The organism is Bacillus sp. 9.4 (assembly GCF_055486415.1).
Genome location: NZ_JBVFMU010000001.1, coordinates 676,330 through 694,657, shown reverse-complemented (window position 1 = coordinate 694,657; position 18,328 = coordinate 676,330). Strand labels below are relative to the sequence as shown.

The window sequence follows — 18,328 nt, the reverse complement described above, 5'->3', positions numbered from 1 at the left end:
AATAAAAACAATGGGGGTTAGGATATGACAAGCAAAAGGGCTGAGGTTCTTGCTAAGACTTCTGAAATGAGCCGCGATGAATGGCTTATTGAAAGGAGAAAAGGAATTGGCGGCTCAGATGCATCCGTTATCTTGGGGCTGAACAAGTGGAAGACACCTTTTGAATTATGGTTAGACAAAACAGGACAGGTCCCTGTTAGTGAATCGCAAAGTGAAGCTGCTTACTTTGGATCATTGCTAGAAGACATTGTTGCAAAAGAATTTGAGATACGTAGTGGCAAGAAGGTTAGACGTAAAAAAGCAATACTCAGACATCCAGAACATGATTTCATTTTGGCGAATGTTGATCGAATGATCGTTGGTGAAAAAGCGATTCTTGAGTGTAAAACAACATCGGCCTACAACTTAAAAGAATGGGAAGACGAAGAAATCCCTGAGAGCTATATTGTTCAGGTCCAGCATTATCTGGGTGTGCTTGGACCTGAATATCAAAAAGCTTACTTTGCTGTGCTGATCGGTGGAAATAAATTTGTCTGGAAAGAGATTGAGCGAGACGACGAGTTAATTGACATGATCTTTGAAGCAGAGATTGAGTTCTGGAATGACAAGGTCATAGGCAGACAAGCTCCTGCTTTAGATGGTTCAAGTGCTGCGGAGGAATACCTCAAAAAACGATATGCCGAAACGGAAAATAACAAAGCCATTGATTTAACTGGGGCTAATCGAGAACGTATTCAACAATACTTGCTTCTTAAAGAACAGATCTCAGAGCTTCAAAGCCAGGCAAAAGAATTAGAAAATCAGATCAAACATGAAATGAAGGATGCAGAGTATGGGTTTATTGGAAACTATCAAGCTTGTTGGAAGCCAGTTGTCTCAAATCGAGTTGACACGAAAAAGCTGAAAGAGCAGTTTCCGGATATTTACGAGAAGGTCAAAAAGGAAACTCATTTCAGACGTTTTGGAATCAAGGAGGTTAGTTGATTATGGCTACTAATCAATCAATTAAAAACAACATCCAAAAGAAACAAAAAAGCGCACCTGTGCAACAGCAAGGAGCAACCATGAAGGGTTTACTTTCCTCCCCATCCGTTATTAAGCGATTTGAGGAAGTGTTAGGGAAGAGGGCTACACAGTTTACTGCCTCTATCTTAAGCCTTTATAACAGCGAGCAGATGTTACAGAAAACAGATCCTATGAGCGTTATTTCATCTGCAATGGTGGCAGCTACACTCGACCTACCTATAGATAAAAACTTAGGGTATGCCTGGATTGTTCCTTATGGAGGGAAGGCTCAATTCCAGCTAGGATACAAAGGATATATCCAGCTTGCCTTGCGAACAGGCCAATATAAGTCTATCAATTGCATACCGATTCATGAAGGCGAATTGCAGATGTGGAATCCATTGACTGAAGAAATCGAGATTGATTTTGAAAAGCGAGAATCAGACGTGGTAATTGGTTATGCAGCTTATTTTGAGTTGATAAATGGCTTCCGAAAAACAGTGTACTGGACAAAGGCACAAGTAGAGAAGCACAAAAAGAAATTCAGTAAATCTGATTTTGGATGGAAAAATGACTGGGATGCGATGGCTCTTAAGACTGTATTAAAAGCAGTTTTGAGCAAGTGGGGGATTCTCTCTGTTGAAATGCAAAAAGCAGTTATTGAGGAAGATGAAACAAGGGAACGGATTGACATTACCAATGAAGCAGAAAGTTCAGAAATTATCGATTCCGAGCCTTCATCCAAAGAAGAAACAGAAAAACCAAGCGCGCAAGAAGCCGATCCTTTTGATGGCAAGCCTGTAGATATAAAAGAAGATGAACTTCCGTTCGATTGAGGTCGGCATCCGTGACATAACTGCACTCTGTGAAGGAAGTAGGTGAGTGACTTGGAAATAAAAGCAATGGGGTATGTGGTCATACCCCGACTACCATTCAAAGAGTTTAGAGATGAAAAAATCTATGACCACTTGTTCAAAAGAGCTGAATACAGGCCAAATCAAGAGCTAGAACTTGGGCAGACCATTATCAAAGTTGTGGAACTTGCAAAAGATTTTAACTGGTCAGCTTCACAGATCAAATACTCACTAGACCGAATGGAGAATCAGGGATATATCAAATTGGACCGTCTTCCACAAAAAAGAGGGTTCATCGTCACCATACTTCATTATGCAGACTACATACAGCTAGGAAACTATATGAAGAAAAAAGCTTTGGAACCAGCTGAGATTGAACTTCAGGAGGTCAATGACAAAATGAAAAATGCCTTTGAGCTATATGAAAACAAAGTTGCTCGGTCAGTCGGTCCTATAGAGACACAGCGAATTGGATACATGGTCGACGATTATGGTGAAGAAAAAGTGATGGAGGCTATCAAGACAGCGTTTCAATTAAAGGGGAAAGCTGCAAGTTTGTCATATGTTCAAGCCATCTTATCAAATCCATTCACTCAAAAGAGAAAGGAGAAACAATATGGCTATAAACAAAGCAGTCAGTATAGACACCGCATTTCAAACGATCATGCACGAACTTCGGGAAAAGTCAGCCCGCTTTTTGGGAACAAAACAGGCCGTATCCGAAGAAAAGGCTGAATTTGATTGTCCTTATTGTAAGGATCGTGGAATTGTCGTTTATCGGGTCCATAAGGACACTTCTTGGCATTTAGATGAACAGTTAGACCTTATGGTTCCTAACGAAATGGTACCTGAAGATGATTTTCTGTTAGGTAAGGTTTGCACGCCGGACAAAGCTAGTGAATGGAAAGATACTTATTCAAAACAGTGTGAATGTGTGAGACGAAAGAAAATTGCCAGACTCATGGCAGCTAGCGGCATTACAGAAGAGTTTGAAAAGCTTCTCTTTGGTAACTTCATCACGGACGGTAAGCCAGACATGATCAAAGATGCTTATGAATGTGCAGTGGAATACTATAAAGATTTTCAAAAAATCAAAGGAGAAAGGCAAAACAGTATTGCATTACTTGGACAGCCGGGCAGTGGCAAAACTCATTTGCTCACGGCGATAATGAATAATCTGATCAAGAAAAAATCAGTACACTGCATGTATTTCCCTTATGTAGAGGGCATGGGTGATTTGAAAGCTAACTTTGATAACTTAGAAGCGAAACTGGATGCCATGAGAAAGATCGAAGTTCTATTCATTGATGACTTATTCAAACCAATAAACGGTCAGCCAAGGGCAACTGACTGGCAGGTTGAACAAATCCAGTCAGTCTTAAATTATCGATATTTGAATCATAAGCCTTTGCTGATTTCTTCGGAGTTAACAATTGATGAGATTTTGGACATTGACGAGGCTCTTGGTTCACGAATTCACCAGATGTGTCGTGATTACATAGTGATTATTAAAGGTGATCGAATGCAATTAAATCATAGGTTAGGTGATTGGGAATGAAGGAGAAAACGAATGTAAAAGCAGCTGATGGACTTTATATATTCGGACCTCTAAGTCCTACAGAAGGTAAAGATCTTACACCAACAATCCGTTTACTTGAGGAAAAAATAAAGCAAATGGAGCGGATGCTGAGTGCTTAAAGCAGTATTGTCTCTGCTGGCAGTTTTAATCTCGGCACCGAGAATAGAAAAAGAAATTCAGCTATGGGAACAGCTTGACGGGAGGTAAAGAACAGTTGGATTGCATTAAGTTCACTGTTTATGGAGAGCCAGTCGCACAAGGACGGCCGCGTGGATCAATACAAAATGGGAAGGTGCATATGCATGATCCAGCGAAATCAAAGCACTTTAAGCAGTATGTAGCATTGGTTGCATCTCAGCATCGCCCAGAAACAATTATTACTGGTCCTGTTGCAATGGCTGTCAAAGTGTACAGACCAATGCCAAAATCAGTTTCAAACTCAAAAAAGAAGAAAGAACAAGCTGAAAATGGTCTTCTGCGGCCGACAACGAAGCCTGATATTGATAACTACGTAAAGGGTGTGAAAGATGCTTTGAATCATCTGATATATAAAGATGATAGCCAGGTGGTTGATCTGAAAGTCAGCAAGTTTTATAGCGAAGAGCCGAGGGTGGAAATCAAGATAGAAGAGGTTTCTCCCTAAAATCAAAAACACTGAAGCGCTTAGCCTCAGTGTTCTTGATATGAACTGGTACTTCTATCATAACACAGGGGGCGCTTTGAGTGTACAATCCAAGAGAAATAAACATCAAAAAAGACTTCACTATTCAGCAGAAGATTGACCAAGGGAAGGTTAAAATTATTGTTTTAGATGGGAATCAGGGTACAGCACATGTCTTAGATGCTCCGGAGCACGGTAAAACGGTGATCCAAACTGTGAAGGGGAGCTTTGCGCGGGTTGATCATGAAATAGGTTACAAAGTCAGGTAAGTAATGAAGGGAGTTTTATGGTGGGTGCCATTACAAGTTGAACTTCAAATGTGCCGTTAAGGCAATGACAGTTGTAGCAATGACTGTCAATCAGGTAGTAGAACTATAAGAAAGAGGAGGCTATAAACCTCCTCATAGTTAACTTGAATAGTAGGCTACATAAGATCCATCAGGATAAAAAGTAACACTGTCTAAATAATATGTTGTTCCGTTGATAGTGATTGTTTGTCCAGGCTCTGGATCAGAAGGAAGTCCACGAACAACTAGCGTACCTAATGCAGATACTTCCTTTGTTTGACTTTCTTCAGAATGAGTATCAGTAGGGCTTGCGGCAAAGGCAGGAGCAGCAGAAACAAGTAAAGCAAGTGACAATGCAGTACCAGTTAAAACTTTTTTCAATTTCATTTTAAACACTCCCTTTGTTTTTTTAATACAAGTGTATTATTACATGAGATACAAAAATATCCAAGGTATTTTTTGTTAATATTTTGTGAACTTAGTTTAAATATAGAAACCTCCCGAATGCCTGCATCCCGAAATGAGGGTACAGCATGGGCACTGAGGAGGTAATATTGTCCAAGAAGGAAAGCCTGCGGACACTGAACTAAAGCATTTACGCTGTTGGTTTGGTGTCCGTTTTATTTGTTTAAAAAGGAGGACGTTTCATGAATCGAAAAGACATTGAAAATCTAATCAATAGCTATCACTGGATGGTGAAAGAGGTTCGTCGTTTGCAAAGGGTACTCTATGGTTCAGTAATTCCCATGAAGAATTGGGGGATTGCTCAATATGGACTAGAAGCAGCTATGCCTAAAGGAAGTCCCGGGAAGAGTCAGGCTGAATTGCGGGAAATGGATATGAGAGAAGAACGTCTTTTCAAACGTCTTAAGTATTATGAAGAACTAGTATATGTGGTGGAGTTAGGGGCTGAAATGATCAAAGGAGAGCAACATAAAGTCATTTATGATTGCATGATGGAGGGGATGAGTTACCGTGCTATTGGTCTTCATCTTGGTATTTCACGGGAAACTGTACGCAAAATGAAAGACGAGTTGATCAGCCAATTATGCCAAGATTGCCACTTTGAGCGTTTGTTGAATCTGAAAAAATCTGTGGTGTAAAATGGGAGGCAGGTCGGCGCGGCGAATTATTCCTGCGTCACCACCAATTCTATACAACGAATAAAACCTCCCAACGATAAGCGAGGGGTTACTCGATCGGGAGGTCTTACATAGTGAATCGGGTGATAAAACAGCAGCAGTATTCCGTGAAAATTAATATCCCCGACCAATAGTGGGTTTTATTCAACAGTTTCGTTCGACAAATTCTGCAAATGGTTCCCTTTGTTTCGCACCTTATCCGATAATAAGGTGGGAGGGAGTAGAAATGGAACTTTTGTGGATAACAGATATACCAAAAGAAATGAGACCTGCAGTTTTGACTGCTGCAACAACACTAGTTGGAGCTTTTATAGGTGCCTGCGTAGCACAATTTTTTTCTCACAGATTGGTTTTAAGAAGAGAAAAAAAGAACAATCAGAGACTCTATTACAATGAACTTTATGCGCCTATTTTATTAAAAATGTATAAATACTGTGATTTCATTACTGAATTCAATAAAAGTATTTTAAAAGACGATCCTATAGATGAACAGTTGATGTTAAATGATATAAATTATCATATCGGTGAGAACTTAAAGTACGCATCTCCTAAAATAATTAATGCTTACAATGAACTAAAACGATTTGATTATGTTGATGATTTATCAGGAATTAGTCTAGATTGTGCTCAATTTAATCTTTATGAAGAAATTTTAAATGAGTTAATAAAAATTGCGCCTTATGACCGTAAGTCTAAGAAAGAGATATCTAAGTATCGGACAATGTATTTTTTGCTTAAATTTATTACTAGACTATATGGATTCGAAAATGCAAAACGTTTTTTAGAATATAGATTTTATTTTAAGAAAAATAAACTTTATAGTAAGTTGACATATAGATATTTGTCTTTTCTCGATAATATAAGATCTATTCCTTTTCTATATTCTATATTTGTTAAAAAAGATTATAGTATATATCTAGACGCCTTAGTGGTGAAAAGTGAGCGACCTTTTACAGCTTCGCTTTTTGCTGAACAGGAAGAAAATCAAAAAGAGAACCAACAGAACGCACAGCATTGAGTATTTAAGCTAAACATCTTAATCTACTGGGTTATTTGTCACCTTAATGATCCTGTAAAGGTTTTTTGTCGAAACCTTTCGCCTATACTAAGTTGGGAGATGAAGACATGAATAAGACAATTAATGTTAATCAGCAACATTTGTTAGAACAGTTAGCAGGTGGATCGGTAAACCGTCAATGTACAATAGAAGCTCTAATTGATATTCTCATCGACAAAAAGGTATTTACAGAAGAAGAATTCGTTAAGTACCAAATGCATCATTTAGAACAGTCAGCAGATGAGCATTCTGCGGAGCTTTTAGGTATCAGTAAAGAAGATTACATAAAGAGCAGAAAATAAAAAAGCATCCTTAGGGTTGCTTTTAATATTTAATACTGAAGCTGGAATGTGAAAGTAGCTATAAAAGAAAATAAAAAGAGAGGCTTTAGAATGATCCTCTCTTTTTATTTTTAACGCTGATTTATTAACTTTATCAGCATTGATAAAGTTAATAACATAGCAAAACGCCATAAAAACTTCTTATGGCGTATGCAGTATTACAGGGAGATGAATACCAGATGGCTTTGGATTTAAACTCCTCTAGATTAGAAAAGGAATACAGCACCAACAATGATTAACAAAATGAATAGCACCACGATCAAAGCGAAGGAGTTACCATATCCATTTGAATAACCAGTATTTCCGTTAGAGTATCCACCGAAGAATCCCATATTTCCACCTCCTTTAGGGGAGATAGTATAAGGTATGATAAACAATAACTTTCGACATAGATTTAAGTCTAAAAAAGAAGAAATGAATATTTTGTCTAAAAGTGCAATAGCGGACACATCAGCAAAAGCTATTAAAACAAACACAAACTCAAACATGAGGTCTGGAGGTGGGTGAGATGTAATGCCAAGACCACGAGATCCACGCAGAGACAAAGCTTTTCGTTTGTGGGAAGAGAGCAACGGGAGCAAGAAGTTAAAAGACATTGCCGAGGAATTAGGTATCACAAGCAGCACTATTCGCAAATGGAAAGCAAACGATAAATGGGAAGAAAAAATAAAAGGGAGCGCTCCTAAATCGAAAGGGAGCGCTCTTTTACGTCGAGGTGCACCTAAAGGGAACAAAAATGCAATAGGAAACAAGGGAGGAAGAGCACCACTTGGTAATAAAAATGCATTGGGTAATCAAGGCGGCGCTGCTCCACTAAGAAATCAAAACGCTGTGACTCATGGATTCTTCTCAAAGTTCCTGCCAGAAGAAACGTTATCGATCATGGAAGGAATACAGGAGCGCTCACCTGTCGATATGATATGGGACCAAATACAAATCCAATATGCTGCAATAATAAGGGCACAAAAGATCATGTTCGTTTCTGATAAGCAGGAAATGATTAAAGAACTGAAAAAGAAAAAGTCTGTCCTAACTGAGACAAACGAAGTTGAAGAGGAAGAGTATGAATTCCAATTTTCTTGGGATCGTCATGCCACGTTCTTGAACGCTCAATCTCGGGCAATGGCAGAGCTCAGGAACCTAATAAAACAGTTTGATGAGTTAGCTCATTCCGAAGACGAACGACGCCTTAAATTGGAGCATATGCGTTTAAAAATCAACAAGGAAAAATTAGAGATTGAAGAACTTACAGAAGAAGATAAACCTTTTGAGATCACCATAGTAAACAAGAGTGATGACAAATGATTAAACAAGTAAATCCTCATTTTAAAGAATTTCTTTTTGATTGGAATCAAAAGTTTCAGTTTCTTGTTGGTGGTTATGGGTCATCCAAAAGTTATCATGTTGCTTTGAAGATTGTTCTGAAATTGCTTAAAGAAAAACGTACTGCTCTTGTTATCAGAGAAGTGTACGACACACATAGGGACTCCACATTTTCTCTTTTTGATGAACTTGTAAGTGATCTGAAATTAGATGGAATTGTTAGGTGCGTATCTTCTCCTATGCAGATTCGATTTTCAAATGGCAGCCGCATCATCTTTAAAGGGATGGATAAGCCAGCCAAACTGAAATCAATCAATAATATTTCACTCATTTGGATTGAGGAATGTTCAGAAGTGAAGTATGAAGGATTCAAGGAGCTGTTAGGACGTCTTCGTCACCCGACATTGCCGCTTCACATGATACTTTCGACAAATCCTGTTGGAGAGGACAATTGGACTTTTAAGCATTTCTTCAAGGATGATAGGGAGAAGCGATTTGTACTGGAAGATAAGGAGCTTTATGAAAAGCGGATATTAGTTAGCGGCGATACCTATTATCATCACTCAACGGCGGATGATAATCTTTTTCTGCCAGAAAGCTACGTCCAGCAACTTGAAGAATTAAAGGAATACGATCCAGACCTTTACCGGATTGCGCGGAAAGGTCACTTTGGCGTGAATGGAATTCGGGTTCTGCCGCAGTTTGAAGAATGGCCGCATGAAGAGGTTATGACTGCAATCGCTAACGTTAACCGGCCGCTTAAACGAGTTGGCATGGACTTTGGTTTTGTGGAATCGTATAACGCCGTTGTTAGGGTTGCTGTGGATCACGAGAAGAAATATCTCTATATCTACTGGGAGTATTACAAAAATGGACTGACGGATGATAAGACAGCCGAAGAACTCAAGGAATTTGCAGAGACTAAGGAATTAATCAAGGCGGATTCAGCAGAGCCCAAAACAATACGTTATTTTCAGCAACACGGTTTCAATATGGTAGGTGCCCGAAAGTATCAAGGATCACGTCTCCAATACACAAAGAAGATCAAACGGTTCAAGAAGATCATTTGCTCTGATCGTTGCGAGAACACGATTTATGAACTAAAACCGCTCACTTATGCTACCGATAAGCTGGGGAACATCATAGAAGACGAGTTCACCATAGACCCGCATACACTGTCAGCTATCTGGTACGCTCTCGATGATTATGAGGTAACCGATTTGAAAGAAGAATCTAAAGGGAGACCTCAAAGATCAAGACCAGAAAGGAGGTAAAGCATGTCAAAACAATCTGTTAAAGCACGAGTGATCAAAGCTTCTCCACCTACTGAATCAACGAAACAAATTTATGAAGATGAATTTGCGGACAGTTATGACAGCAATATTTTACCGCCTCCGTATAACCTAAAAGAATTAAAGATGATTGCTGAGTATTCAACGATCTTACAGCAATGCGTTGATGCTTACAGGACAAATATTGTGGGTTTTGGTTTTGATTTTGAGTATTCGTTTGATGTAAACTCTCCAGATGTGACAAATGAAGAAAAAACAGAAGCTGAAAGTGAATGGACAAAGCTTGAAGAGTTCGTTAAATATCTTCACTTTGATGAGTCAGCTGAGACTTTACTCGGCTTTGTGATTGAAGACCGAGAAAAGACCGGTAATGGATTTATTGAGGTTATCCGAAACGGTGAAAATAAGCCAGCCGGCATTGAATACATGGACGTTCAAAATGTACGAGTTTGCAAACTGTCTGAACCAATCGAAGTTGATTTTACGTACTTTGAACAAGGACAAAGAAAATCAATCAAAAGAGAGAAACGATTTCGAAAGTATGTTCAGATGATTGACGGCCGTATGGTTTATTTTAAAGAATATGGTGATCCTCGCACTTTAAATTTAGAGACAGGTCAATATGATGAACAAACCCCATTCGAGAAACGAGCAAATGAAGTGGTCCATTTCAAAATAGGAAGCGGTACTTATGGGAAACCGCGATGGATTGGCCATATTGTTAATCTGTACGGGGCTCGAAAAGCTGAAGAGCTAAATTTCATGTACTTCAAACAAGGTAGACATATTCCCGCTGCCATTACAATTGAAAATGGTATGTTGTCTGAGGACTCATATACACAATTGCAGGATTACATGAATGGGCTTGAAGGTGTGGAAAATGCTCATAAGTTTCTTTTACTTGAAGCGGAAGGCATAGCGAAGGGGAAAAACATTCATGGTGATGAAGAGATTGCTCCAGTGAAAGTTGATATTAAATCACTTGCTGAAATCCTTCAAGAGGATGCCTTGTTTCTTGAATATGACCAAAAGAGCCGAGACAAAATTAGATCGGCTTTTCGTTTGCCTCCACTTTATACAGGTGAAGCTCAAGATTACAACAGAGCGACAGCTGACACAGCAAGAAAGATTACTGAGGAACAAGTATTTCAGCCTGAACGAAAATTAATCACAGGTAAACTGAATGCTTTATTTCTAAATGATCTTGAAATTCATAAGGTTCGTCTTATGTTGAAAGGGCCAGACTTTAGAGACCCGCTTGAGATTGCTAAGGTTCTAACACCGTTTATAACAGCTGGTGCAGTTTCTCCGAATGATCTACGTGATCTGGCTGGACGGGTGCTCGGGAAGACGCTTGAAGAATGGCCAGAGGAAGAATACAATAGGCCGCTTGGTAAGACTAACGAGTCGTCCGCTTCTGATCCTTTGGCTACGCTGTTTAAATCTAAGACCGGTACACCTGATATGATTGGGTTATTAAAAGATATGCGGGATGTTCTGGAGGATCTGAAGAGATGAACAAAACGGATAAACTGCTGGAAAGTCTGAACGTATTCATTCAAAAAGCAGAGGAAAATCAGTATAAGCAATTGGGGGAGATGGTACCTGACTTTCCTGGCAAATCTAATATCCCCAAATATGTGGAGGATTATGAAAAAGGCATCGCTAGATTACTCAGACGCCAGCGTAAGAAGTTTTTAGATGGTCTTAATGGTTTTGTAAGTAAAGACTCAAAAGAAACGTTAGAAGCCCTTCTAGTGTTTTTTACTCAGAACCTATTTGCGGAGGATGACTTCGAGGATGAATTTCAGGAACTGACTGAGGGATTCCTGCAACAGACTATTGAAGAGCTGGCTGAAATAATCATGGATTCTATAGATCCAGAAGTGCCTTTTAAAGTCTTATCTACCCGTACAGTTAATTGGATTAAGGATTGGTCAAAGAAGCTGGCTGAGATCATGAAGTTAAACACACATGAAGCGGTGGAGAACGTGCTAACTAATGCTATCGAGAACGGTTCATCGATTCAGGACATTGAGTTGACCCTAAAAGACATGCCGCAATTTGATAGGGGGCGAGCTCGCACAACGGCCATCACTGAAGTGCTTGCCGCTTCCTCAGCCGCTCAGCATGAATCTTATGCACAATCGCCGGCTGTAAAGAAAAAGAAATGGCGGCACAGCGGAGGGAAGAAGAACAATCCTCGTAAAACTCACATCGATCTTGATGGCACAGTCATTGGAGTGGATGAAGAATTTTCGATACCCGGTAGCAGCGAAACATGTATGTATCCGCGGGACACGAAGCTTTCCGCGGTTGAGCGAGTTAATTGTCACTGCGTTCTCTCGCCTGTGGTAGATAACGAGATCTTGGGGCTGTCAGCTGAGGAAAAGGAAGAGATTCGAAGAGAAGCCTTAGCAAACATGGAATAAAGTAGTATAATATCCTCATTATTCGAATGGGGGATTATTATGACAGTACTCTTCAGTCTCTTGTTTTTTTCATATTTATTAGATATTCACATTCCACCAGCTGAATTAATTAAGTTTATATCATCCGTTTTAAATTCTAAATTTATTACTAGTGCAATTACCTCTTGGCCGTTAGCCATAGTAATAATTGCACTTTCCTTCAAAAAAGGAATTATAGAGACTTTAAAAAATAGGAAAGTTCAAGTAGAAGCGGGAGGAGGAAATGGGATTAAGGTCGTTGTAGATGAGTTATTAGAAACTACAAAAGTTAATTTAAAAGAAGCATCTGAAAAAGTTGTAAAAGATGATAAAGCTGTTATTGAAATTCCTGTATTTACAATGTTAAATAATCAACAAATATTAGAAGTTGTAATCAAAAAAGCGCTAATAGATCCAGTAAGAACTATTGAAGATATTTGGAGTGATTTCTTAAAAGGTTTAGAAAATATCACAACTTTTGTAGAGGAAAATACTGATTTGAAATTAGAAGGCGATACTTTTCACGTTATGGATGTTTTGTACGAAAATAGAAAAATTTCGAAACAAGCGGCGGATGCTATAAAAGGGTTATTTATCATTTCTCAATCAGTACAAAATGATAGTATGAAAGTAAATATAAATGAAAGAACCATATTTGCAAATAGGGCAAGAGACTATTACGTTCTTTGTGCGGAGTCGCTCGAACAACTTCGTACTGAGTTATCAAAAACACTTGCAGAAGACCTTCAATCATAGAGGTCTTTTTATTTTGAAAGGAGGTGAACAATATGCCAAGAGAATTGGTAAACGCAAAAATCACGCATGTTTCTTATGTAGACAAGGCTGCTAATCAAAAGCAGTTCTTTTTTATGAAATCAGAAAAACAGCCGGACTTTCAAAAGGAAGTCAAGGTCCTTACGAAAGAAGCGGACGAGCAAAAACTTGTGTACGGTATCGTATATGAGCCTGATACAGTGGACGCTCACGGGGATTTCATGACAGCCGCAGAAATCGAAAAGGCAGCCCATGGATTCTTGAAAGATGCCCGAGAAATTGACAAGCAACATGATTTTCAGGGCGGTGTTGGTGAGGTGGTAGAGTCCTATGTCTCACCTGCTGATTTTGAAATGAATGGGGAAACCATTAAAAAGGGATCATGGGTCCTTGTCACAAAGGCTTCTGAGGAAGTTTGGGAACAAATCAAAAAAGGTGAAATTACCGGTTATTCAATGGCTGGTACTGCTGAGACAATTGAAAAACAAGAAGAAAAGCTCGTTTCTCAAGATAAAACAGATGAGAAAGGGCTTTTTTATTTGCTCAAAAACTTTTTTGTTGGAAAACAACAGCAATCATATGAAGAGCCAGTTGCAAAGGCGGGCAGAAAATTTTCCGCTTCAAACTTGCAAGAAATCAAAAATGCTCATACCGCTCTGGGAAATTTACTGAGCCAGGTGGAAACAGAAGAGGAGGAAGAAGAAATGACTTCGGAGGAAGTAACAAAATCCATTCAAGAAGCATTAGAGCCAATTGAGAAGCGGCTGGCAGATCTAGAAAAAGAAGAAGATCCTAAAAAGAATGATAAAGAAAAAACAGAAGAAGAGGCTGAAAAAGAAGCTGAGAAGTTGAAAAAAGCAATTTCAGATGCTGTTCAACCGCTCGTTGATCGAATTGAAGCAATCGAAAAAAGCCGTGGAACATCTAAGCAAACCGAAGAATCGGGTTCTGAACAAGTTCAAAAAACAATCTGGTCAGGGTTGTTTTAATGTATAAGGAGGATACGAATGAGAAATCAAGAGGTTATTAATAAAGCTGAAATGACGCTTTCTACTTTAGAGAGCGGCGGGATTATGAATCCTACTCAAGCTTCAACTTTTATTCGAATGGTTCAAGATACGCCAACTATTTTAAGAGATGCGCGAGTTATCCAAATGGATCATGACACACAAAAAATCGAGAAGATCGGTTTTGGTCAGCGTATTTTAAGGGCAGCCCAAGAGGGAGTTGCGCTAACTAAAGATCAAAAGTCAGTTCCATCAACTAGCACAGTTAACTTAAGCACAAAAGAAGTAATTGCTGAAGTTAACATTACCTATGACACACTTGAAAACAACATCGAAAAAGATGGTCTTCAAAATACAATTATGCAAATGATAGCTGAACGTGCTGCAGTTGATATTGAAGAATTGCTTGTAAATGGGGATACATCTTCATCCGATTCATATCTTGCACAATTAGATGGCATTAGAAAACAAGCTACTTCTCATATTGTCGATGCTGCAGGTGAGGAACTGACACGCCAAACGTTCAAGCGAGGATACAAAGCTGTACCTCCAAAATATTTGCGAATTCCACAGGAGTTCCGTTTCTATACATCGCCTGGTATTGAGGTCGAATGGAAAGATCGCGTAGCTGATCGTCAAACAAATTTAGGGGATGCAGCTGTTCAAGGTGGCCTTTCATCTGCTTTTGGTGTTCCGATCAAAGGTATTGCAAATTTACAACCTTATACGATTGGAGAGGGAGATACTGCAGCCGATGTTTCTGATATTATCCTAACTCATCCGAAGAATATCATTCTCGGATTCTCTCGTAACATTCGGATTGAAGTAGATAAAGACATCCGTCGCCGTATGTTTATCATTGTTTTGACAGCAAAATTGGATAGTGTTTTTGAAGAAGAAGACGCAGTAGCCAAGATTGTGAAAGTGAAGGAGTAGGTGGTCTGGCGTGTATACTGCAAGGCTTATTAAAGGCAAAACATACAATGTTATGGGAATAACCTTTCGAGCAGGTGTCAGTCAAACAGTACCGAAAAAGCTCTATGAGTATTTAAATGAAAATCCATATTTTGTACTGGATAAAGATCTTAAGAATCAAAAGGATGATCCAATAAATTATACTGAATCGGAATTGAAAGGTATGAATAAAGCAGAGCATGAATCCATTATTTATAATCTTGGTGGCAATCCGTCTGACTTCAAAAACGCAGATGAAAGAATTGCCTACATCCTTAACCAAATAGATAACAAAGGGGAGTGACCTTATGCTGTTAATCACTCCCGATGAATTAAAGAATTATTCAGTTTTTGAGTCTGTAAAGACCAGACCTGATGAGTTGTTAAAACAGGATATACTTGAGGCAACTGCCGATATCATTCTTAAAGTTGGACATGATTTTTCAGATGCAGAGTATATTCCTTTGCCTGACACGGTTCGTCTGGCCCTATTAAAGTTGTCTCAGTTTTATGCTCTTATAAATGGCGACGAGTCAATTGTTAAAGGATATACAACTGAAAAAATTGGTGATTATTCTTATACTCTAGGGGATGGTAGTTCTCTTCAAAAACCTGATGTGTATGCATTAATAAAAGATTATGTGAAACCGGCTGACCCTGATTTAGAAGGGATTGAAGCGAGAGTGCGGATGAGATCAATATGAGTTATCAATCTTTATTGACTCACAGATGCGACATTTACCATCTGCAGGAGAAAAAAGAAAATAGACAGCAAAAATTCGGGGTTCCGGTTGAAGATGTTCAACCGTTTTTTTCGTACCCTGATGATCCGGATATAGAAAATCAGCCGTGTTATTTTACAGAAAAGAGTCAGTCCGTTATCCAACAGGAACCAAATGTAGCTGTTTATCAATCATTCCTTGTGCATTTCCCTGCAACTGCTGATATTCGAGTAAATGACAGGGCGGTTTGGGATGGTACTGCTTATAAATTACAGAAGCCCCGCAAAATCAGGAATCATCATTGGGAAGTTACGGCAGTACGAGAGGTTGAATATCTGTGAAGATAAAAGGTCTTGATCAGTTCATTCAATCATTAAACCGTGCTTCTCGTGGAGGATTGAAAGGGAAGTACGAGGAGTGGCTTGAAGGTATGGGTTTTGAGTTCCTAGACATTATCCAAGATGAAATTATCAGGACGAAGACGGTAGACACACGCCGCTTGCTAAATTCCTTTCAGAAAGGTGACCAGGGTAATATCTTTTCAATAACAAAAGGCAGCTTAAAGTTGGATATTGGAACAAATCTAGAATACGCCTCATACGTGAATGACGGGCACTTTACTATCGATCCGTCTAAAAATCAGGATAGACGGTGGGTCCCAGGGCGGTGGAAAGGCGACCGTTTCGACTATGACCCTGCCGAAAGAAATTCCGGTATGCTACTGAAGTTCCAATGGGTCGACGGTTCCGGCTTTTGGGATAACGCCATGGCTATATTTCAGTTGATGTTTGAGAGAAGCCTTGAGCGGAAGCTGCAGCAATGGATTGATGAAGAATTTTAAGGCGGTGTTGCCATGAATCAAGAAGTAGGTTCAATTATGGGCTATCTATACAAACTGTATCCTGTTCAAGTGTATGAAGAAGAAATACCGCAGGACTTTGCTGTTCCGTCTCTTTACTTTCCACCGGCTTCCACGGTCTATGGGGCGGACACAGTATCTACGTTTCAGAAAGCCTATATTTTAAACGTAAAACTCTTTCACGAAAACGCACAGAAGGCTCATAACGAAGCAGAAAGGATTGCGGATGCACTTAGAAGCAAAAAGGGCATAATTCCGCTTATACAAAAATCTGGCGAGGATACGGGGGATTTTATTCGCCTATCTCGAATAGAAACGCGGGTATCAGATGATTACGCGACCATTGTCTTAAACTGGACGAGCCGCTATTGGTATGAGCGGGAAGAACAGCGTTCATTGGATGGTTTTAAATTTAAAAGTGGGGTGAAATGATGGCCACTAAAAAAGAGAAAGCGGAAAATGCTTTTTATATTAAGGATTTGCGAGAGCACAGTCGAGAGCTCTTTGGGGTAAGACCCGAGGTGTTTGACGGTGCTCTTTTTCATGTTCATAAAACGAGTATTACAAAATCGGAAGCGAAGAAGTTGATTACTCAGTTTCTTCAAAAGGAGGTCAAATAGATGAACGGCGGAACTTTCACACCCGGCAAGGAAAAAGAGCGTGCCGGTATTTACTTTAACTTCAAAACGACCGCGGAGAACCGTGTTTCTGCCGGAGAACGTGGAACAGTTGCGCTGCCGATAGCGTCCAGCTGGGGTGAGGTTAAGAAATTCATTTCTATCTCTTCAATCGAGGACTTGAATAAAAAAGTGGGGTTGAACATTGATGATCCTTCAATGTTGCTTTTACGTGAGGCGATGAAGAAGGCAAGTACAGTCTTGCTTTATCGTCTGACGGAAGGTCTTCGTGCTTCAGCAGACATTAGCGAAGGTGTAAAGGCTACTGCTCTTTATGGCGGTACTAAAGGTAATGACATCATTATTAGTATTACGGAGAACGTTATTGACTCTTCGAAAGTTGATGTCACTACCTACCTTGATCAATCTGAAGTGGATAAACAAACAGTGTCTAAAGCTGAAGAGCTTAAACAAAATAACTATGTCACGTTTACGGGGAAAGGGGATTTAACAGTCACTATTCCGTTAACCGGTACGGCCCCTGAAGATGTTAGCGGTGCTCTCCCTGCAACTTCCGGAATCCGCTTGTCAGGCGGAACAGACAAAACACCGACCAATGCTGATTATACAGCTTTCTTGGAAGCGGCTGAAACGGAATACTTTGACACAATCGCTTTACCTGTAGAGGATAACGAGCAATTAAAAGCGACTTTTGTTGCGTTTATTAAGCGACTGAGAGACAACCAAGGGCAAAAGGTTCAAGGTGTTCTTTCAAATTACAAGGGAGACCATGAGGGTATTATCAATGTAACTGGTGGCGTCCTACTTGAAGATGGAACGGAGATTACTCCTGAAAAAGCTACTGCTTGGGTTGCAGGCGCAAGTGCGGGGGCTACATTTAATCAATCACTTACATTTGTAGAATACGAGGGAGCTGTAGATGTCCTTAACCGAATTGACAACGACGAAATCGTTGAACAATTGTCAAATGGGGAATTCTTGTTTACTTATGATTCTCGTGATAAATCAGTATCGGTTGAAAAGGACATTAATTCACTCACAAGCCTAACAGCAGAGAAAAATAAGATGTTCCAGAAAAACAAAATTGTCCGTGTACTTGATGCAATCAATAATGATCTGACTTCTCAATTGAAAGCATTGATCAAGTCTCGAAAAGCGAGCAGCAGTGACGTTCCTGCTACAAATGACGGACTGCAGTTTGTAAAAACGCTGATTACTCAATACTTGAGTGTTCTTCAAGATAACGGGGGCATTACTGATTTTGATTCAGAGAATGACATTACTATTGCTCTGAATAACGATCGTGACGGCTTCCTGATTGATCTTGCAGTTCAACCGGTGGATGCAGCTGAAAAATTCTACTTTAATGTTGAGGTGAAATAA

Annotated in this window: 26 protein-coding genes; 24 read left to right on the top strand and 2 right to left on the bottom strand. The window is 39.5% G+C overall.

All coding sequences use genetic code 11. The features are described from left to right. The first annotated feature begins 24 nt into the window (after window positions 1-24). The 7 genes from ACZ07B_RS04230 (at window position 25) to ACZ07B_RS04200 (ending at window position 4,368) form a co-directional block, all read left to right on the top strand. The gene (locus tag ACZ07B_RS04230; RefSeq protein WP_464876945.1) at window positions 25-984 is read left to right on the top strand and encodes a YqaJ viral recombinase family nuclease; all 960 of its coding nucleotides are present in this window, start codon (window positions 25-27) and stop codon (window positions 982-984) included. A gap of 2 nt (window positions 985-986) precedes the next feature. Further along, the gene (locus ACZ07B_RS04225) at window positions 987-1,841 is read left to right on the top strand and encodes a recombinase RecT (protein ID WP_464876944.1); all 855 of its coding nucleotides are present in this window, start codon (window positions 987-989) and stop codon (window positions 1,839-1,841) included. A gap of 75 nt (window positions 1,842-1,916) precedes the next feature. Continuing rightward, window positions 1,917-2,594: a DnaD domain protein gene (locus tag ACZ07B_RS04220; protein ID WP_464877035.1), complete on the top strand. Its 678-nt coding sequence runs from the start codon at window positions 1,917-1,919 to the stop codon at window positions 2,592-2,594. Next, entirely contained in the window at window positions 2,476-3,417 is a 942-nt protein-coding gene (locus ACZ07B_RS04215) for a DnaA ATPase domain-containing protein (protein ID WP_464876943.1), read from the top strand. Before ACZ07B_RS04220 ends, ACZ07B_RS04215 begins: the two co-directional genes overlap by 119 nt. Further along, window positions 3,408-3,557, top strand: a complete 150-nt coding sequence (locus tag ACZ07B_RS04210) for a hypothetical protein (RefSeq protein WP_101169936.1) — start codon at window positions 3,408-3,410, stop codon at window positions 3,555-3,557. Before ACZ07B_RS04215 ends, ACZ07B_RS04210 begins: the two co-directional genes overlap by 10 nt. A 95-nt stretch (window positions 3,558-3,652) precedes the next feature. Then, complete coding sequence (locus ACZ07B_RS04205; protein WP_464876942.1) at window positions 3,653-4,081, top strand: RusA family crossover junction endodeoxyribonuclease; 429 nt, start codon at window positions 3,653-3,655, stop codon at window positions 4,079-4,081. Between the two features lie 80 nt (window positions 4,082-4,161). Then, window positions 4,162-4,368 carry an XtrA/YqaO family protein gene (locus tag ACZ07B_RS04200; RefSeq protein ID WP_134983269.1) on the top strand — a complete coding sequence of 69 codons (207 nt, stop codon included), beginning with the start codon at window positions 4,162-4,164 and terminating at the stop codon, window positions 4,366-4,368. 138 nt (window positions 4,369-4,506) lie between these two features. Here the strand turns inward: ACZ07B_RS04200 and ACZ07B_RS04195 are convergent, their stop codons facing one another. Next, window positions 4,507-4,773 carry a transcriptional regulator gene (locus tag ACZ07B_RS04195; protein WP_464876941.1) on the bottom strand — a complete coding sequence of 89 codons (267 nt, stop codon included), beginning with the start codon at window positions 4,771-4,773 and terminating at the stop codon, window positions 4,507-4,509. A 260-nt stretch (window positions 4,774-5,033) separates the two neighbouring features. Here ACZ07B_RS04195 and ACZ07B_RS04190 point away from each other — a divergent pair, with 260 nt between their 5' ends. The 3 genes from ACZ07B_RS04190 (at window position 5,034) to ACZ07B_RS04180 (ending at window position 6,887) form a co-directional block, all read left to right on the top strand. Then, window positions 5,034-5,489 (top strand): sigma-70 family RNA polymerase sigma factor, encoded by a 456-nt coding sequence (locus tag ACZ07B_RS04190; RefSeq protein ID WP_464876940.1) that lies wholly within the window; start codon window positions 5,034-5,036, stop codon window positions 5,487-5,489. A 265-nt stretch (window positions 5,490-5,754) separates the two neighbouring features. Then, a complete protein-coding gene (locus ACZ07B_RS04185; RefSeq protein ID WP_464876939.1) occupies window positions 5,755-6,546 on the top strand; it encodes a hypothetical protein in 792 nt (263 codons plus the stop codon). A gap of 107 nt (window positions 6,547-6,653) precedes the next feature. Further along, window positions 6,654-6,887 carry a hypothetical protein gene (locus ACZ07B_RS04180; RefSeq protein WP_464876938.1) on the top strand — a complete coding sequence of 78 codons (234 nt, stop codon included), beginning with the start codon at window positions 6,654-6,656 and terminating at the stop codon, window positions 6,885-6,887. A 245-nt stretch (window positions 6,888-7,132) separates the two neighbouring features. Here ACZ07B_RS04180 and ACZ07B_RS04175 read toward each other — a convergent pair whose 3' ends face one another. Continuing rightward, window positions 7,133-7,258 carry a YjcZ family sporulation protein gene (locus ACZ07B_RS04175; RefSeq protein WP_213383320.1) on the bottom strand — a complete coding sequence of 42 codons (126 nt, stop codon included), beginning with the start codon at window positions 7,256-7,258 and terminating at the stop codon, window positions 7,133-7,135. A 181-nt stretch (window positions 7,259-7,439) separates the two neighbouring features. On the opposite strand from ACZ07B_RS04175, the gene terS reads away from it, so the two are divergent. The 14 genes from terS to ACZ07B_RS04105 are packed head-to-tail and all read left to right on the top strand — an operon-like array spanning window position 7,440 to window position 18,328. Beyond that, complete coding sequence (gene terS / locus ACZ07B_RS04170; protein ID WP_464876937.1) at window positions 7,440-8,231, top strand: phage terminase small subunit; 792 nt, start codon at window positions 7,440-7,442, stop codon at window positions 8,229-8,231. Then, window positions 8,228-9,523 (top strand): PBSX family phage terminase large subunit, encoded by a 1,296-nt coding sequence (locus tag ACZ07B_RS04165; RefSeq protein WP_464876936.1) that lies wholly within the window; start codon window positions 8,228-8,230, stop codon window positions 9,521-9,523. Before terS ends, ACZ07B_RS04165 begins: the two co-directional genes overlap by 4 nt. A 3-nt stretch (window positions 9,524-9,526) precedes the next feature. Next, entirely contained in the window at window positions 9,527-11,059 is a 1,533-nt protein-coding gene (locus ACZ07B_RS04160; protein WP_464876935.1) for a phage portal protein, read from the top strand. After that, the gene (locus ACZ07B_RS04155) at window positions 11,056-11,973 is read left to right on the top strand and encodes a phage head morphogenesis protein (RefSeq protein WP_464876934.1); all 918 of its coding nucleotides are present in this window, start codon (window positions 11,056-11,058) and stop codon (window positions 11,971-11,973) included. The genes ACZ07B_RS04160 and ACZ07B_RS04155 overlap by 4 nt, the downstream gene beginning before the upstream one ends. Window positions 11,974-12,012: 39 nt before the next feature. Then, window positions 12,013-12,747, top strand: coding sequence for a hypothetical protein (locus tag ACZ07B_RS04150; protein ID WP_464876933.1), 735 nt, complete (start codon window positions 12,013-12,015; stop codon window positions 12,745-12,747). Window positions 12,748-12,779: 32 nt separating this feature from the next. Next, a complete protein-coding gene (locus ACZ07B_RS04145) occupies window positions 12,780-13,754 on the top strand; it encodes an XkdF-like putative serine protease domain-containing protein (protein WP_464876932.1) in 975 nt (324 codons plus the stop codon). 18 nt (window positions 13,755-13,772) lie between these two features. Continuing rightward, a complete protein-coding gene (locus ACZ07B_RS04140; protein WP_003229922.1) occupies window positions 13,773-14,708 on the top strand; it encodes a phage major capsid protein in 936 nt (311 codons plus the stop codon). Window positions 14,709-14,718: 10 nt separating this feature from the next. Next, window positions 14,719-15,030: a YqbF domain-containing protein gene (locus ACZ07B_RS04135; RefSeq protein ID WP_187952900.1), complete on the top strand. Its 312-nt coding sequence runs from the start codon at window positions 14,719-14,721 to the stop codon at window positions 15,028-15,030. Between the two features lie 4 nt (window positions 15,031-15,034). Further along, on the top strand, window positions 15,035-15,430 hold the full coding sequence (gene yqbG, locus ACZ07B_RS04130) for a protein YqbG (RefSeq protein WP_464876931.1): 396 nt from the start codon (window positions 15,035-15,037) through the stop codon (window positions 15,428-15,430). Further along, window positions 15,427-15,789: a YqbH/XkdH family protein gene (locus ACZ07B_RS04125; protein ID WP_326229310.1), complete on the top strand. Its 363-nt coding sequence runs from the start codon at window positions 15,427-15,429 to the stop codon at window positions 15,787-15,789. The genes yqbG and ACZ07B_RS04125 overlap by 4 nt, the downstream gene beginning before the upstream one ends. Continuing rightward, window positions 15,786-16,289 carry an HK97 gp10 family phage protein gene (locus ACZ07B_RS04120; RefSeq protein WP_464876930.1) on the top strand — a complete coding sequence of 168 codons (504 nt, stop codon included), beginning with the start codon at window positions 15,786-15,788 and terminating at the stop codon, window positions 16,287-16,289. Before ACZ07B_RS04125 ends, ACZ07B_RS04120 begins: the two co-directional genes overlap by 4 nt. A gap of 12 nt (window positions 16,290-16,301) precedes the next feature. Then, window positions 16,302-16,739 carry a phage tail terminator family protein gene (locus tag ACZ07B_RS04115; protein ID WP_326229308.1) on the top strand — a complete coding sequence of 146 codons (438 nt, stop codon included), beginning with the start codon at window positions 16,302-16,304 and terminating at the stop codon, window positions 16,737-16,739. Then, the gene (locus ACZ07B_RS04110; protein WP_032679171.1) at window positions 16,736-16,927 is read left to right on the top strand and encodes a hypothetical protein; all 192 of its coding nucleotides are present in this window, start codon (window positions 16,736-16,738) and stop codon (window positions 16,925-16,927) included. The genes ACZ07B_RS04115 and ACZ07B_RS04110 overlap by 4 nt, the downstream gene beginning before the upstream one ends. Next, the gene (locus ACZ07B_RS04105; RefSeq protein WP_464876929.1) at window positions 16,928-18,328 is read left to right on the top strand and encodes a phage tail sheath family protein; all 1,401 of its coding nucleotides are present in this window, start codon (window positions 16,928-16,930) and stop codon (window positions 18,326-18,328) included.

Excerpts from the sequence above, each read along its gene's own strand:
- ACZ07B_RS04195 (WP_464876941.1), bottom strand. The coding sequence starts at position 4,773 with ATGAAATTGAAAAAAGTTTTAACTGGTACTGCATTGTCACTTGCTTTA.
- ACZ07B_RS04145 (WP_464876932.1), top strand. The coding sequence starts at position 12,780 with ATGCCAAGAGAATTGGTAAACGCAAAAATCACGCATGTTTCTTATGTA.
- ACZ07B_RS04140 (WP_003229922.1), top strand. The coding sequence starts at position 13,773 with ATGAGAAATCAAGAGGTTATTAATAAAGCTGAAATGACGCTTTCTACT.
- ACZ07B_RS04155 (WP_464876934.1), top strand. The coding sequence starts at position 11,056 with ATGAACAAAACGGATAAACTGCTGGAAAGTCTGAACGTATTCATTCAA.
- ACZ07B_RS04125 (WP_326229310.1), top strand. The coding sequence starts at position 15,427 with ATGAGTTATCAATCTTTATTGACTCACAGATGCGACATTTACCATCTG.
- ACZ07B_RS04190 (WP_464876940.1), top strand. The coding sequence starts at position 5,034 with ATGAATCGAAAAGACATTGAAAATCTAATCAATAGCTATCACTGGATG.
- ACZ07B_RS04180 (WP_464876938.1), top strand. The coding sequence starts at position 6,654 with ATGAATAAGACAATTAATGTTAATCAGCAACATTTGTTAGAACAGTTA.
- ACZ07B_RS04165 (WP_464876936.1), top strand. The coding sequence starts at position 8,228 with ATGATTAAACAAGTAAATCCTCATTTTAAAGAATTTCTTTTTGATTGG.
- ACZ07B_RS04150 (WP_464876933.1), top strand. The coding sequence starts at position 12,013 with ATGACAGTACTCTTCAGTCTCTTGTTTTTTTCATATTTATTAGATATT.
- ACZ07B_RS04115 (WP_326229308.1), top strand. The coding sequence starts at position 16,302 with ATGAATCAAGAAGTAGGTTCAATTATGGGCTATCTATACAAACTGTAT.
- terS (WP_464876937.1), top strand. The coding sequence starts at position 7,440 with ATGCCAAGACCACGAGATCCACGCAGAGACAAAGCTTTTCGTTTGTGG.
- yqbG (WP_464876931.1), top strand. The coding sequence starts at position 15,035 with ATGCTGTTAATCACTCCCGATGAATTAAAGAATTATTCAGTTTTTGAG.
- ACZ07B_RS04215 (WP_464876943.1), top strand. The coding sequence starts at position 2,476 with ATGGCTATAAACAAAGCAGTCAGTATAGACACCGCATTTCAAACGATC.
- ACZ07B_RS04110 (WP_032679171.1), top strand. The coding sequence starts at position 16,736 with ATGATGGCCACTAAAAAAGAGAAAGCGGAAAATGCTTTTTATATTAAG.
- ACZ07B_RS04230 (WP_464876945.1), top strand. The coding sequence starts at position 25 with ATGACAAGCAAAAGGGCTGAGGTTCTTGCTAAGACTTCTGAAATGAGC.
- ACZ07B_RS04225 (WP_464876944.1), top strand. The coding sequence starts at position 987 with ATGGCTACTAATCAATCAATTAAAAACAACATCCAAAAGAAACAAAAA.
- ACZ07B_RS04160 (WP_464876935.1), top strand. The coding sequence starts at position 9,527 with ATGTCAAAACAATCTGTTAAAGCACGAGTGATCAAAGCTTCTCCACCT.
- ACZ07B_RS04185 (WP_464876939.1), top strand. The coding sequence starts at position 5,755 with ATGGAACTTTTGTGGATAACAGATATACCAAAAGAAATGAGACCTGCA.
- ACZ07B_RS04105 (WP_464876929.1), top strand. The coding sequence starts at position 16,928 with ATGAACGGCGGAACTTTCACACCCGGCAAGGAAAAAGAGCGTGCCGGT.
- ACZ07B_RS04175 (WP_213383320.1), bottom strand. The coding sequence starts at position 7,258 with ATGGGATTCTTCGGTGGATACTCTAACGGAAATACTGGTTATTCAAAT.